Consider the following 14,224-nt stretch of genomic DNA (forward strand, 5'->3'; position numbering starts at 1 on the left):
CCCCTGCCAGTCCTCGTGAGCCGCCGTCAGTCCTTGTAGTCAGGGGCGGTGCGGTCCAGCATCCGCAACAGCGCCGCCCACGCCATCTCGTAGGCCTGATCGTCGGTGTAGTCGTCCGTGGCCTCGCCGGCGAACTGGCGGGCGGTGTGCTCGGCGATCTCGGGCGACGGAACGCGCAGTTCACCGGACGCCTGGGCAGCGATCTGGATGTCACACGCCTTTTCCAGATAGAACATTCGCAGAAACGCCTCGGCGGCGGATGCGCCCACGGTGAGCAGTCCGTGATTGCGCAGGATCATCGCGGGGTGGTCGCGTAGGTCCTCGACCAACCGCACACGTTCGGCCGTGTTGAGCGCGATGCCCTCGTAGTCGTGGTAGCCGACCCGGTTGTAGAACTCCATCGAGATCTGGTTCAGCGGCAGCAGTCCGTGCTCCTGCGCGGCCACCGCGCACCCGGCCTTCGTGTGGGTGTGCAGCACGCACTGCGCGTCCGGCCGGGCCTCGTGAATCGCGCCGTGGATCACGAACCCCGCAGGGTTGACGTGATATTCGGACGGTTCGACGAGTTCGCCGTCGAGTCCGATCTTCACCAGGTTGGAGGCTGTGACTTCTTCGAAGAGCAGACCGTACGGGTTGATGAGGAAATGATGTTCGGGCCCGGGAAGCCGGACCGAGACGTGCGTGAAGATGAGGTCGGTCATCTTGAAATGCGCCAGCAGGCGGTACACCGCCGCGAGTTCACGACGCAGTTCCGCCTCGGTCTTCGCCGGGCTCGTTCGGGCCTGCGATGTAACGGTGGGTGCACTCATGCGGGATCTCCTTGATCACCGAAGGGATTTCGGCTTAAATATATCAACTGATTTATTTACATGCCAGCGTTCTGCCGATCCCGTACCCTCCGCCTCTCCATCGGCGTTCTCGCCGAGCTTTCACACGGGAAGCGCTCTCATGTGACCAGAATCACGATACGAGGCGGCCGCGTGCGCGATTCGACGGGTGACCTCGCAGAACCGACGAGCGGCGGGCTCGCCGCGACGAACGGTCGCGGACGACGCGCAGTGGCGAACACCGGATGTGATCCGACGAACTTTCGGGTGTTCGCGTCACGTCGCCCACTTCTACACTGGCCGCCGTGAGCCTCCAGATCAGTGATCCCGCGTCCCCGTTGCAGTCGAACCGGATTAGACATTCGGCGTTTCAGCAGAAGGTGACGTCGGCGGAGGAAGCGGTGAAGGCCATCGGTCCGGGTGACACCGTCGCTGTCAGCGGTTTCGCCAGCGCAGGGACACCCAAGGCGGTCATCCCGGCCTTGGCTGACCGGATTCACGCCGCCCGGGCGGCCGGCGCGAATTTCACCATCGACTTGCTGACCGGGGCGTCCGTGTCGACGGAGACCGAGAGGATGCTCGCCGAGATCGACGGAATCGCCCTGCGGATGCCCTACCAGGCGGAATCCACGGCGCGGCAGAAGATCAACCAGGGGCGGATGGATTACGTCGACATCCACCTCTCGCACGTGGCCCAGCAGGTGTGGGAGGGCTACTACGGCGTGGTGAACGTCGCGGTCGTCGAGGTTTCCGGCATCACCGAGACCGGTGAGCTCATCCCCTCCGCGTCGGTCGGAAACAACAAGACCTGGCTCGACGTCGCGGAGAAAGTCATTCTCGAGGTCAACTCGTGGGTCCCGGACGCGATGGATGGTATCCACGACATCTACTACGGCACAGCGCTGCCCCCGCACCGCCGGCCGATCGAACTCACCGACGTCGAGGACCGCATCGGGCAACCGCATTACCGGGTGGACCCGGCCAAGGTTGTTGCGGTGGTGGAGACGAATGCCCCCGACAGTGCGAGTGCGCTGACCGCTCCCGATGCGGTCAGTGAGGCGATCGCGGCCCACGTGCTGGACTTCTTCGACCACGAGGTGAGGCGTGGCCGGCTCCCGGAGAACACCCTGCTGCCACTGCAGGCGGGCGTCGGAAACGTGGCCAATGCCGTGCTCGGGGGACTCGATCGCGGCCCGTATCGGGGTTTGACCTGCTATTCCGAGGTCATCCAGGACGGGATGCTGCACTTGATCAAGCACGGCACCGTCCGGTTCGCGTCGGCTACCGCGTTGGCGCTCTCGGAGGCGGGGATCGAGGAGTTGACCTCCAACATCGACTTCTACCGGCAGCACATCCGGCTCCGTCCGCAGGAAATCAGCAACCACCCCGAGGTGGTCCGCCGATTGGGAATCATCGCGATGAACGGGATGCTGGAGGCCGACATCTACGGGAACGTCAATTCGACGCACGTGATGGGCACCAAGATCATGAACGGCATCGGCGGTTCCGGGGACTTCGCGCGCAACGGGTACCTGTCGATGTTCCTCAGCCCGTCCACGGCGAAGAACGGGGCGATCTCGTCGATCGTCCCGATGACCCCGCACGTCGACCACACCGAGCACGACACCCAGGTGCTGGTCACCGAGCAGGGCCTCGCCGACTTGCGGGGGTTGTCGCCGCGCCGGAGGGCACGGGTGATCATCGAGCGCTGTGCGCATCCGGAATTCCGGCCGCTGCTCACCGACTACGTCGAGCGGGCGACGGCCACTGCGGGAGCCGGCCAGACGCCGCACCTGCTCGGGGAGGCGTTCTCGTTCCACCAGCGGTACCTCGAGTCCGGCTCGATGCGGCTCCAGGACGGTCCCGCCCGGTAGCCCGGACCCCCGGCAGAGCCGGACGCTGAGCGCGGCTCAGTCGAGCCGCCCACCCAGCATTCCGCGCAGCGAGCGCAGGCAGAGTTCACGTAGTTCACCCTCGGCGATCGACGGGTGATCGAGCCAGTCCATGCACACGGCGCGCACGAAGGCGATCCACCCGCGCACCGCGACGCCGACGAGTTCCCGTTCGCCGTCGGGGGGATCGAGCGCGTCGACGATGCGGCGCTGCTGGGCGTCGAGTTCCCGCTCGACGATGGCCCGGATGTCGGCGTCGGCCGACAGTGCGCCGTGGTTGATGGCCCGGACTCCGTGCCGGTGGCTCGCGACGTGCTCGAAGTACGCGTCGAGGCCGGCCGCGACCTGTTCCTCGACGGGGAGCGTGGAGTCGGGGGCCGTCACCTCGAGCAGTCGTTCGGATTCGCGTTCGACGATCGCGGCGAAGAAATCCCGCTTCGTCGGGAAGTAGTGGTACATCAATCCGCGCGACACCTCGGCGAGTTCCGCGACCTCCTCGATCCACACGTCCTCGTAGGGGCGGTCCGCGAACAGCCGCGCGCCGATGTCGAGCAACTGCGCCCGGCGCTGCTCCGGGGCGAGCCGACGGCGGGCGCTGGTCATGCCAGTCACAGTACTGCTTGACACCGGTTCAGTAAGGCGTACCTTGCGTACTAGACATCAATTCAGTAACGCAGGCCACATCGACACGGGGGTCGACATGAGCGTCGAATCACTGCACACCACATCGGAGGCGACCATCCCGCATCCTCGATGGCGGCTTCCCGTCGTCGGGGACGTCTTCGGGATCAGCGTCCGCACTCCCGTGCAGAATTCGATGGAGATCGGCAGAAAGCTCGGGCCCATCTTCGAGCGCAACGTCCTCGGCAATCGGTTCGTATTCGCCTCCGGGGCAGACATGGTCGCGGAACTCTCCGACGAATCCCGGTTCGCGAAGCACCTGGCGCCCGGTGTCGCGTCGCTGCGTGAGGTGGGTGGCGACGGGTTGTTCACCGCCTACAACCACGAGCCGAACTGGAGCAAGGCGCACAACCTCCTCGCCCCGGCATTCACCAAATCCGCGATGCGGTCGTATCACCGCACGATGCTGGATGTCGCAGGCGAACTGGCGGAGCACTGGGACGAGCGGGTGGACGGCTCCCCCGTCGACGTCTCCTCCGACATGACGAAGCTGACGCTCGAGACCATCGGCCGCACCGGCTTCAGCTATTCCTTCGACTCGTTCAGACGCGAGCGGCCGCACCCCTTCGTGCAGGCTATGGTCGGAGCGCTGAGCCATTCGCAGCGCACCACGTTCGTGAAGTCCAGCGCGCTCGGGCGCCTGCTGATGCGACGGTCGGATCGACGCAACGTCGCCAACCTCGAACACATGGCCGAAGTCGTCGACGAGGTGATCCGTGCCCGTCGCGACAGCGCCGAGGCCGGCCCCGAGGACCTGCTCGAACTCATGCTGCGGGCAGCGCGGGAGGACGATCCCCATCGGATCGACGAGTTGAACATCCGCCACCAGGTGGTGACGTTCCTGGTCGCGGGGCACGAGACCACCTCCGGCGCATTGTCGTTCGCCCTGTACTATCTGTCGCGACATCCCGACGTCCTCGCGAAGGCGCAGGCGGAGGTCGACGCGGTCTGGGGCGACGAAGAGCCTGCGTTCGAGCAGATCGCGAAACTCCGCTACGTGCGCCGGGTGCTCGACGAATCGTTGCGGCTGTGGCCGACAGCCCCCGCCTACGGCAGGGAGGCGACCGTCGACACCACCCTCGTCGGCAAGTACCCGATGAAGGTTGGCGACTGGGTTCTCGTCCTCATCCCCGCCCTCCACCGCGACCCCGTGTGGGGTGACGATCCCGAGGCGTTCGACCCCGACCATTTCCTGCCCGAGCGCATCCGGTCCCGTCCCGCGCACGTGTACAAGCCGTTCGGGACCGGCGAGCGCGCCTGCATCGGACGACAGTTCGCCCTGCACGAGGCGGTCCTGGTTCTCGGCACGATCCTGCGTCGATACGACATCGTGGGCGACCCGAGCTATCGACTGAAGGTCGCCGAGCGGCTCACCCTCATGCCCGAGGGCTTCACGCTGCAGCTCCGCCGGCGCTGACCGGTCCCTTGACAGCCACAAAGTGAAAGTTACTATCAAAATATAGTAACTTCCTTTCGAGTGGAGCTGTCATGAGTGAAACGACGGTCATCGAAGTCGCCCCACGCCGCTGGTGGGCGCTCGGAGCCCTGTCCGTGGCCATGCTGACCATCGGTCTCGACATCACGGTCCTGACGGTGGCACTGCCGACACTGGCGGTCGATCTCGGAGCGGACAACTCGCAATTGCAGTGGTTCAGTTCCGCATACACGCTGGTCCTCGCGGCCGCACTGCTTCCTGCGGGTGCGCTCGGCGACCGGTACGGCCGCAAGAAACTCCTGCTCGGCGCCCTCGTCCTGTTCGGTGTCGCGTCGCTGCTCTGCAGTTACGCGACCACGTCGGGTCAACTGATCGCCGGACGCACCCTGCTGGGGCTGGGGGCCGCGGTGATGATGCCGCTGTCGATGGCGGTGCTGCCCGTACTGTTCCCCGACGCCGGCGAACGGTCGCGGGCACTGACCATCTGGGTGACGTCCACCGCGATCGGCCTGCCCCTCGGCCCGATTCTCGGCGGGTGGTTGCTCGAAAACTTCTGGTGGGGATCGGTGTTCCTGATCAACGTGCCGCTGGTCGTCGTCGGCGCGATCGCCGTCGCGACCCTGGTCCCGGAATCGCGCAGCGAGGAGCAGTCGCCCACCGACTATCTCGGCGCCACACTGTCGTCATTCGGATTACTCTGCCTCACTTACGGTTTCATCAAGGCAGGCCAGGACGGCTGGGGCGACACACTGGCATTGACGTCGATCGCGGCGGCCGTGGTCGTGCTCGGACTGTTCGCGATGTGGGAGCGTCGGTCGCGTCATCCCCTGATCGACACGTCGCTGTTCGCCAGTCCCGGATTCCGCTGGGGCACGATCTTCACGACGCTGGTCAACTTCGGGATGTTCGGGCTGTTCTTCACGGTTCCGCAGTACTTCCAGGCCGTGCTCGGGGTCGACGCGCTGGGTAGCGGCCTCCGTCTGCTGCCGTTGATCGGCGGACTGCTGGTCGGCACCCGGCTCTGCGACCAACTGCTTCGGCGCGCCGGCGCCCGGCCGGTCATCGTCATCGGGTTCGCCCTCCTCACGGCGGGACTCGCGACCGGCGCCCTGACCTCCGTCGATTCCGCGTACTGGTTCACCGCGACATGGATCGCACTCGTCGGCGCGGGAATGGGTTTCGTGATGCCGGCGGCGATGGGTGCGGCCCTGGGCGCACTGTCGGCCGAACGGTCCGGTTCCGGCTCGGCGCTGATCCAGGCGCTGCGGCAGGCAGGCGGAACGATCGGGGTCGCGGTGCTGGGCACCGTGCTCGCCACCCGCTACCGGACCGAACTGGGCGCACTCGACGTGGATCCGGTCCGCGACGGCGTCAACGCCGGCGTCGCAGTGGCCGAGGCGACCGGCGACCCGTCGATGCTCGCGCACGTCCAGGCGTCGTTCCTGTCCGGGATGGGGCTCATGCTGTGGGTGTGCGCGGGCATCTGCGCCGTCGCGATGGTGCTCGCAGCGCGGTTCACGCCCCGCGATACCCCGGCCCGGGAGCAGGATGAGTCAGAATCGGTACATGTCCATTGACGCTCGACCAGGCCTGCGGGAGCGGAAGAAGGCGCGCACCCGGCTGACCATCCGTTCCGAGGCGTTTCGGTTGTTCCGTGAACAGGGCTACGCCGAAACCACGATCGAGCAGATCGCGGAGGCGGCGGACGTGTCGCCGAGCACGTTCTTCCGCTACTTCCCCACCAAGGAACAACTGGTGCTCGCCGACGACCTCGATCCGGTCATGATCGAGGCGATCGAAGCGCAACCGCCGGACGTCCCGCTGATCACCGCATTCCGGAAGGCGGCCGAGTCCGTGTTCGCCGGCCTGTCCCAGGCAGACTTGGACTTCGAGCGGAAGCGTCAGGAACTGCTGTACTCGGTCCCGGAACTTCGCGGTGCCATCATGCAGGAAATGGTGCGCAGCATCGACATGATCGCGGGTGTCATGGCGCGCAGGGTCGGACGCACCGCCGACGACTTCGAGGTCCGCGCGCTCGCCGGGGCGATCGTCGGGGTCATCCTCGGTGTGGTCGATCTGCTTCCCGGTGATCTGCCGCTCGCCCTGCGCGCATTGGAGTTCCTCGAGGACGGGTTGCCGCTCGGGCGTGCCACGTCGTAGACCCGGCAGGTCACGCGGTCGCGCGGGCGATAACCTCCGTCACGACGTGTTCGGCGATGGCGAGGGACGACGTCGCACCCGGTGATGGCGCGTTCCGGACATGAACGACGCGTCCCGCCCCGGTGATGACGAAGTCGTCCTCGAGGCTGCCGTCGGCGTTCATCGCCTGAGCGCGGATGCCCCGAGGTCCGCGGGTGACGTCGGAGCGGCGCACGTCGGGCACGTACTTCTGCGCCTCCTTCACGAACTGTCCCGTGCTGAAGACGGTGCGGGCCTCACGGACTGCCGCCGCGGTGTTGTGCACGGCGAACCGCCAGAACCCGGGAAACCCGACCGCCGACATCACGTCTGACGCCGACCAACCCCGACGGTCGTATGCCTCCCGCCCGAAGGCGAGAAAGGCGTTCGGTCCGAGCATGATTCGTCCGTCGATCCTCTTGGTGAGGTGGACGCCGAGGAACGGGTATCGCGGGTCCGGAACCGGGTAGATCAGCCCCTTCACGAGCGAGGACCGCTCGGGCTCGAGCAGGAAGTAGTCGCCGAAGAAGGGCACCACCCGAGGTGATCGCGGTTCACCCGACATCAGTGCCACCCGGTCGGACTGCAGTCCCGCGCACGTGACCACCAGGTCGAAGGCCTCGCTGCCCTGCCGGGTGGTGACCACCGTTTCCGCGGTCCGGTTGTCCAGGCCCACGATCTCCCGGCCGAGGAGGACGCGTCCGCCCGCGGCGGCGATGTCCGCGGCGAGAGCCTCCGCGACCGCCACGTAGTCGATGATCGCGGTGTGCGGCGAGTGCACGGCGGCGACGCCGCGTGCGTGCGGTTCGATCTCGGGGATCTCCTCCCCCGGGACCTTGCGGATGCCGGGGACGCCGTTGGCCACCGCTCTGTCGAAGATGGCGTCCATCCGCGCCACTTCGGACGAGTCGTGGGCGACCACCACTTTGCCGCATTCCTCGTAGGCCACACCCTTGTTCTCCGCGTACTGCTGCAGGAGGGTGACGCCACGGCGGCACAGGCGCGCTTTCAGGCTGCCCGGCGGGTAGTACAGGCCGGCGTGGACGACGCCGCTGTTGTGGCCGGTCTGGTGGGCCGCGACCCGCGATTCCTTCTCGAACAGCGTTACCTCGACGCCGTCCATCCGGTGCAGAAGTTCCCGGGCGACCGCCAGACCGATGATGCCGCCGCCGATGACGGCCGCACGAACCTTCGCCATGAGCACCCCTCCGTATACCGTTTTCGAGATACCATCGATGGTATGTCGACCACCCCTCGACGCACGTCTTTTCCCGGACTGGAGCACCTGTCCGATCGGCGTCGAGCGCTGCTGGACGAGCTCGTCAGCACTCGCCGCGAGCGCGGTCTGACGCAGACGGAGATCGCCGCCCACATGGGCACGTCGCAGTCGGCCGTGGCCCGGCTCGAACGCGGCGACGTCGACCCCCGCCTGTCGACGCTCGAACGGTATGCGGAGGCCGTGGGCCGGACGGTCGACTGGACGATCTCAGCGCACCGGGAGTCATCACCATGATCTGGCCACCACCCACCCCACCACCGGTCCCGCCGTTTCACACGCCCTGGCAGCCGGATCCCCGGCAGCCGCCCGCACCGATGCACGTCACGTCGGTGCCCGCTCCCGGTCCCGACTGGCTGGCCGAGCGCCTGTTCGACAAACGGATCGTGTCGCTCACCGGCCGACTCGACGCCGAGGCCACCAACCGCGCGGCGGCGTCGCTGGCGTTGCTCGACGCCTCGGACGACGGGGAGGTCCAGCTGTGGCTGCACGGCGTCGACGCCGACATCGACGCGGCCGCCACCCTCCTCGACACCCTCGACCTGATGAGCGTCCCGCTGCACGTCCACTGCCGCGGCGACGTTCGGGGAATGGCGATCGCCCTCCTCGCGCCCGCCGATCGCCGGACGTCGGCGTCGCACGCCACGTTCCACCTCCGCGAGCCGCAGACGTCCTGCGCCGGTCCGGCGTCGGACGTCGCCATCGCCGCCGAACACCACGAGCAGCAACTGCGGAGGCTGCAGCAGCGCATCGCCGACTCCTGCGGGCGCCCCGTCGACACGGTGATCGGTGACATGCGGGACCACCGGATCCTCACCGCCGACGAGGCGCGCGACTACGGGTTGATCGATGCCGTCACCGGCGCGCGCTCGGTCGACGGGGAGTAATCCGGCGGACGCACTCGTTGTCGGCTCCCGCGCACGAATTCGGCGCAATTTCGAGTGCGCGAACCGAGGAAGGGTGCGGCTGTGCGGCTGGACGTCAACGGGCGGGCTCTTGCGCCCCGCACCTCGACGGGGGAATCATCCGAGGATGACGGTCGAACGATCGCGCATCACGGTCCACGGGGTCGTGCAGGGGGTCGGCTTCCGCCCGTTCGTCGCGCGACTGGCCGACGACCTGGGACTGCACGGCCACTGCGGCAACGACGACGTCAGCGTGTTCATCGAGATCGAGGGCAAGTCCGCGTCGGTGTCCGAGTTCGTGCGCCGGCTCCGCGCGGACGCGCCGCCGATGGCCGTGATCGTCGACGCGACCGCCCAGCCCGTTCCGGTGCGCGGGGACCAGTCGTTCCGGATCATCGACAGCCGGCACGTCCCCGGCGCGCGGACACTGGTGTCGCCGGACGTGGCGACGTGCGCGGATTGTCTTCGAGAACTGGCCGATCCGCACGATCGGCGGTATCGCCACCCGTTCGTCAACTGCACCAACTGCGGGCCGCGGTTCACGGTGATCACCGACCTGCCCTACGACCGGCCCAACACCACGATGTCCGAGTTCCCGCTGTGCGCGGCGTGCCTCGCCGAATACCGCGACCCCGCGGACCGACGGTTCCACGCCCAGCCGGTGTGCTGCCCCGACTGCGGTCCGCACCTGTTCGCCGAGATCGACCGGCACCGGATCGACGGGGACGACGCCGTCCTCACCGCGGTGCAGGGGGCGTTGCGGGACGGCCGGATCGTGGCGGTCAAAGGCCTTGGCGGGTTCCACCTCGTGTGCGATGCCGCCGACCCGACCGCCGTCGAGACTCTGCGGGCGCGCAAGCACCGCCCCGATAAACCGTTCGCGGTGATGACCGCGGACCTGTCCATCGCCGCCGAGCTGTGCGAGATCTCCGAGCCCGAGAGCGCGCTGCTGCGACACGCGGCCCGGCCGATCCTGTTGCTGCGCAAGAAGAACACTGCGTCGATTGCCGACGGCATCGCGCCCGGGATCGACGACCTCGGGGTGATGCTCCCCTACACCCCGCTGCACCATCTCCTGTTCACCCGGACCCCCGGCAGCGACGTCGACCCACCGCGGGTGCTGGTCATGACGTCCGGCAACCTGAGCGGCGAACCCCTCTGTTTCGACAACGACGACGCCCGTACTCGATTGGCGGACATCGCCGACGTGTTCCTGATGCACGACCGCCGCATCGCGGTGCCCTGCGAGGATTCCGTCCTGGCGGTGGCGGCCGGGGCGGTACTGCCGATCCGCCGCTCGCGCGGGTTCGCACCGCTGCCGGTCGTGCTGCCTGCGCACGGCCCGGAGATCCTCGCGGTCGGCGCGGAGATCAAGAACACCTTCTGCCTGACCCGGCAGGACTACGCGTTCTGCTCGGCGCACCTCGGCGACATGGGCAGCCTGGAGAGTCAGCGCGCCTTCGAGACGTCGGTGCGGCAGTTGACGCATCTGCACGGCATCTCCCCGGAGGCCGTGGTCGCCGACCGGCACCCCGGATATTCGACGCACCACTGGGCCCGGCGCTACAGCGAGAGGACCGGCGTCCCCCTGCTCACCGTGCAGCACCACCACGCGCACGTCGCGTCGCTGATGGCCGAACACGGACTGGTCGGGACGACGGTGCTCGGTGTCGCGTTCGACGGGACCGGGTACGGCTGCGACACCACCGTGTGGGGCGGCGAACTCCTCCTGGTCGGCCCGAACATCCTCGACACGAGGCGGGTGGGTCACATCCAGCCCTTCTCGTTGCCGGGCGGTGACGCCGCCGTCCGGAATCCGGTGCGGGTGGCGCTGGCTCTCCTGCACGAGTGCGGGATCACCGACGTCGACGGGCTGCCGTGCGTGGAGGCGGTCCCCTCGGCGGAGCGCGCGGCCGTGGAGTCGCAACTTCTGTCGGGTCTCGGTTGCGTCAGGACGACGAGCGCGGGCCGCCTGTTCGACGGGGTCGCGTCGCTGCTCGGGGTCCGGCACCGGGTCACCTACGAGGCGCAGGCGGCCGTCGAACTCGAGGCCCTCGCCCGGACCGCCCCGCACCCGGCTCCCCTGGCCATGGGCGTGGAGAACGACCAGCTCAGGCTGCCTCTTCTGGTGTCCGGACTGGTTGCCGGCCTCCGCGACGGGACCCCACCCGCGGCGCTCGCACTGGGCTTCCACCATGCCCTCGCCGCCGCGACCGCCGGCCTCGTCGACCGGGCCGCCACCGCGACCGGCGCGTCGACGATCGGACTCACCGGAGGAGTCTTTCAAAACCGTTTATTCCTCGCACTGGTGAGAGCACACTGGGAGAGCAGCGGTTATCGAGTCCTCACCCACCACCGGGTGCCTCCCAACGACGGAGGACTCTCCCTCGGCCAGGCGGTGATCGGTGCCGCGGCAACCATGCGCGGACCGTGACGTCGGCAGCCCCCGACCGGCCGGTCCGGGACGGGAGCTAGTGAATGACCACCACCGCAGAGGCGGGCGGGCACCTTGTCGACACGGACCTGTCTGCGGATCTCGCTGCCGCAGCATTGTCACTCGCCCGCAGATTCCATGACGGCGCGACGCTCTGGGTGATCTCACCCCAGTGGGAACCGCACGCCCATCACGTCGCCGTCGAATTCGTGCATCCCGTGATCATGGGTAAACGGGCGCTGCCGTCGGTGGCCCTCGTCGAACCCGATCCGGTCGCGCAGGCCCGGGTGGCGAGCAGGCCCGGCGACATCCTGCTGGCCGTGGCGTCGGCGAACGAGCCCGCCGTGGTCGACGCGATGCGCCGCGCACCGGCGTGGGGCGCGATGACGCTGTGGATCGGGGCGGGCCCCCGACCTCCGGCCGGTGCGGCGAACCACATCCTCTGGGTCGACTCGGAGGATCCGATGGTGCCGGCCACCGGGCGGTTCGTCCTCATGTATCACCTGCTGTGGGAACTCACCCACGTCTGCTTCGAGCACTCGGGACTGCTGAAGCCCGAGGCCGAGGAGTGCGACGAGACGGTCTGCGTCACGTGCAGCGACGAGGGCCGTCTCGGTGAGGTGGTGATCGAGCCGGCCGAACCGCTCGGACCCGCCCTGGTCCGCACCGCCGCGGGCGAGGAGTGGGTGGATGTCAGCGTCCTCGGCGACGTTCAGCCGAACGACCTCGTCCTGGTGCATGCGGGTGCCGCGATCACCAGACTGGACGACGCCGGGCAGGAGGCGAACCGATGACGACGCACGATTCGGAGAGCACCAGCTTCCTCTACCCGTTCATCGATTCGGAGGAAACCGACGCCCAGAGCCTCCTCGACGACCTCGCCGCCTCCGCGCGGGGGAAGGCCGCCGAGAGCGCGCGGCTGCAGAAGGAGTCCCTCGACGAGTACGGCGACGGCCTGATCGCGGCCGGCATCGACATGGCCGACAGGTTCCGTCGCGGCGGCCGGCTCTACACGTTCGGCAATGGTGGCAGCTCCACCGACGCCGCCACGCTGGCATCGCTGTTCAGCCGTCCCGCCCGCGGACGGCCGGTGGCGGCGTGGTCGCTCGCCGCCGATCAGGCCGTGGTGACGGCGCTCGGCAACGACGTGGGTTTCGATCTGATCTTCAAGCGGCAGATCATCGCGCACGCCCGGGACCGGGACGTCGCGATCGCACTGTCGACGTCGGGCAACTCCGACGATCTGATGACCGCGCTCACCGAGGCGAAACAGCGGGGGCTGCTGACCATCGGGTTCGCCGGGCACGAGGGCGGCCGGATGGCGGCGATGGCGTCCGCCGGCGAACTCGACTTCTGCTACACCGTCCACTCGCAGAGCATCCACCGGATCCAGGAGAGCCACGCGATGCTCGGGTACCGGCTGTGGTCGGTGGCCCAGGAACACATGGCGCGGCCCGCTCCCAACTCCGTGGAGGCTTCATGAGCACCACCGAACCGGCAACCTCGGCGGAACGCGAAGACCGGGTCCTCGAGCGGATCGACAAGTTCCGGCAACGCCGGCCGCGGCTGCTGGACGAGGTGGTGACCCTCGCTCACGGTGCGGGCGGGAAGTCGTCGGCGGCCCTCGTCGACGCGGTGTTCGTCGAGGCGTTCCGCAACGAGGAGCTCGAGCAACTCGGTGACGCGGCCGCGCTCACCATGCCCTCGGGTGAGCGGCTCGCGTTCTCCACCGACTCGTACGTGGTTCAGCCACTGCGTTTTCCCGGCGGTTCCATCGGGCATCTCGCGGTGCACGGGACGGTGAACGATCTCGCCGTGTCCGGTGCGCGCCCGCGGTGGTTGTCGGCGGCGTTCGTCATCGAGGAGGGTTTCCCGATCGCCGAACTGCGGGAGATCGTCGCCGACATGAGCGAGGCGGCCGTCCTGTCCGGAGTGCAGATCGTCACCGGCGACACCAAGGTCGTCGGCAAGGGCGCCGCCGACGGCGTCTACATCTCCACCGCCGGTGTCGGTGTCATCCCGGAGGGCAGGCGGCTGTCGGCGGATCTCGTGCGCGCCGGCGACAAGGTGCTGTTGTCGGGAACCATCGGCGCCCACGGCATGGCGGTCATGCTCGCCCGCGGTGACCTGGCGATCGAGGCCGACATCGCCTCCGACACGGCCCCGGTGAACTCGTTGGTGGAGACGCTTCTGAAGGCGGCACCGTCGACGCGGTGGATGCGGGACGCCACCCGCGGCGGCGTCGGCACCGTGTGCAACGAACTCGCTCACGCCTGCCAGCTCGCCGTGATCGTGGACGAGCAGTCCCTGCCCATCGAGCCGCAGGTGCTGGGCGCCTGCGACATGCTCGGCATCGACCCGCTGTACGTCGCGAACGAGGGGAAGTTCGTCGCGATCGTCGCGGCGGACGAGGCGGATGCGGCCGTCGCGGCGATGCGATCCCACCCGAGGGGAGCCGATGCCACCGTGGTCGGCGAGATCCTGGCCGAACCGCCCGGCATCGTCGCACTGCGAACCTCGTTCGGCGGCAGCCGGATCGTCGACATGCTCGTCGGTGACCCGCTCCCCCGAATCTGCTGAAGAACAGCCCGAGAAG

Annotated in this window: 13 protein-coding genes; 10 read left to right on the plus strand and 3 right to left on the minus strand. The window is 68.2% G+C overall.

Features of this window, described 5'->3' with window-relative positions; all coding sequences use genetic code 11:
* Positions 1-26 precede the first annotated feature (26 nt).
* A complete protein-coding gene (locus GO592_RS26445; protein WP_007300886.1) occupies positions 27-809 on the minus strand; it encodes a class II aldolase/adducin family protein in 783 nt (260 codons plus the stop codon).
* 356 nt (positions 810-1,165) lie between these two features.
* On the opposite strand from GO592_RS26445, the gene GO592_RS26450 reads away from it, so the two are divergent.
* Positions 1,166-2,701 (plus strand): acetyl-CoA hydrolase/transferase family protein, encoded by a 1,536-nt coding sequence (locus GO592_RS26450; protein ID WP_172652192.1) that lies wholly within the window; start codon positions 1,166-1,168, stop codon positions 2,699-2,701.
* Between the two features lie 36 nt (positions 2,702-2,737).
* Here GO592_RS26450 and GO592_RS26455 read toward each other — a convergent pair whose 3' ends face one another.
* Positions 2,738-3,322, minus strand: coding sequence for a TetR/AcrR family transcriptional regulator (locus tag GO592_RS26455; protein ID WP_005258658.1), 585 nt, complete (start codon positions 3,320-3,322; stop codon positions 2,738-2,740).
* Between the two features lie 97 nt (positions 3,323-3,419).
* Here GO592_RS26455 and GO592_RS26460 point away from each other — a divergent pair, with 97 nt between their 5' ends.
* The 3 genes from GO592_RS26460 to GO592_RS26470 all read left to right on the plus strand — a co-directional run bounded on the left by GO592_RS26460 (position 3,420) and on the right by GO592_RS26470 (position 6,995).
* Entirely contained in the window at positions 3,420-4,817 is a 1,398-nt protein-coding gene (locus GO592_RS26460; RefSeq protein ID WP_007300884.1) for a cytochrome P450, read from the plus strand.
* A 71-nt stretch (positions 4,818-4,888) separates the two neighbouring features.
* Positions 4,889-6,412: an MFS transporter gene (locus GO592_RS26465; RefSeq protein ID WP_007300883.1), complete on the plus strand. Its 1,524-nt coding sequence runs from the start codon at positions 4,889-4,891 to the stop codon at positions 6,410-6,412.
* Positions 6,402-6,995: an acyl-CoA-like ligand-binding transcription factor gene (locus GO592_RS26470; RefSeq protein ID WP_005258654.1), complete on the plus strand. Its 594-nt coding sequence runs from the start codon at positions 6,402-6,404 to the stop codon at positions 6,993-6,995. The genes GO592_RS26465 and GO592_RS26470 overlap by 11 nt, the downstream gene beginning before the upstream one ends.
* Positions 6,996-7,005: 10 nt before the next feature.
* Here the strand turns inward: GO592_RS26470 and lhgO are convergent, their stop codons facing one another.
* Positions 7,006-8,211 carry an L-2-hydroxyglutarate oxidase gene (gene lhgO, locus GO592_RS26475; protein ID WP_007300882.1) on the minus strand — a complete coding sequence of 402 codons (1,206 nt, stop codon included), beginning with the start codon at positions 8,209-8,211 and terminating at the stop codon, positions 7,006-7,008.
* A 42-nt stretch (positions 8,212-8,253) separates the two neighbouring features.
* Here lhgO and GO592_RS26480 point away from each other — a divergent pair, with 42 nt between their 5' ends.
* The 6 genes from GO592_RS26480 (at position 8,254) to hypE (ending at position 14,208) form a co-directional block, all read left to right on the plus strand.
* Positions 8,254-8,526, plus strand: a complete 273-nt coding sequence (locus GO592_RS26480) for a helix-turn-helix domain-containing protein (RefSeq protein WP_005244633.1) — start codon at positions 8,254-8,256, stop codon at positions 8,524-8,526.
* Positions 8,527-8,606: 80 nt separating this feature from the next.
* On the plus strand, positions 8,607-9,176 hold the full coding sequence (locus GO592_RS26485; RefSeq protein ID WP_007300881.1) for an ATP-dependent Clp protease proteolytic subunit: 570 nt from the start codon (positions 8,607-8,609) through the stop codon (positions 9,174-9,176).
* A gap of 145 nt (positions 9,177-9,321) precedes the next feature.
* The gene (gene hypF / locus GO592_RS26490) at positions 9,322-11,628 is read left to right on the plus strand and encodes a carbamoyltransferase HypF (RefSeq protein ID WP_007300880.1); all 2,307 of its coding nucleotides are present in this window, start codon (positions 9,322-9,324) and stop codon (positions 11,626-11,628) included.
* A 44-nt stretch (positions 11,629-11,672) separates the two neighbouring features.
* On the plus strand, positions 11,673-12,422 hold the full coding sequence (locus GO592_RS26495) for a HypC/HybG/HupF family hydrogenase formation chaperone (protein WP_007300879.1): 750 nt from the start codon (positions 11,673-11,675) through the stop codon (positions 12,420-12,422).
* Positions 12,419-13,111, plus strand: a complete 693-nt coding sequence (locus tag GO592_RS26500) for a D-sedoheptulose-7-phosphate isomerase (RefSeq protein ID WP_007300878.1) — start codon at positions 12,419-12,421, stop codon at positions 13,109-13,111. Before GO592_RS26495 ends, GO592_RS26500 begins: the two co-directional genes overlap by 4 nt.
* Positions 13,108-14,208, plus strand: coding sequence for a hydrogenase expression/formation protein HypE (hypE, locus tag GO592_RS26505; protein ID WP_007300877.1), 1,101 nt, complete (start codon positions 13,108-13,110; stop codon positions 14,206-14,208). The genes GO592_RS26500 and hypE overlap by 4 nt, the downstream gene beginning before the upstream one ends.
* Positions 14,209-14,224 lie beyond the last annotated feature (16 nt).

The organism is Rhodococcus sp. 21391 (assembly GCF_016772255.1).
Classification (GTDB): domain Bacteria; phylum Actinomycetota; class Actinomycetes; order Mycobacteriales; family Mycobacteriaceae; genus Rhodococcus_F; species Rhodococcus_F opacus.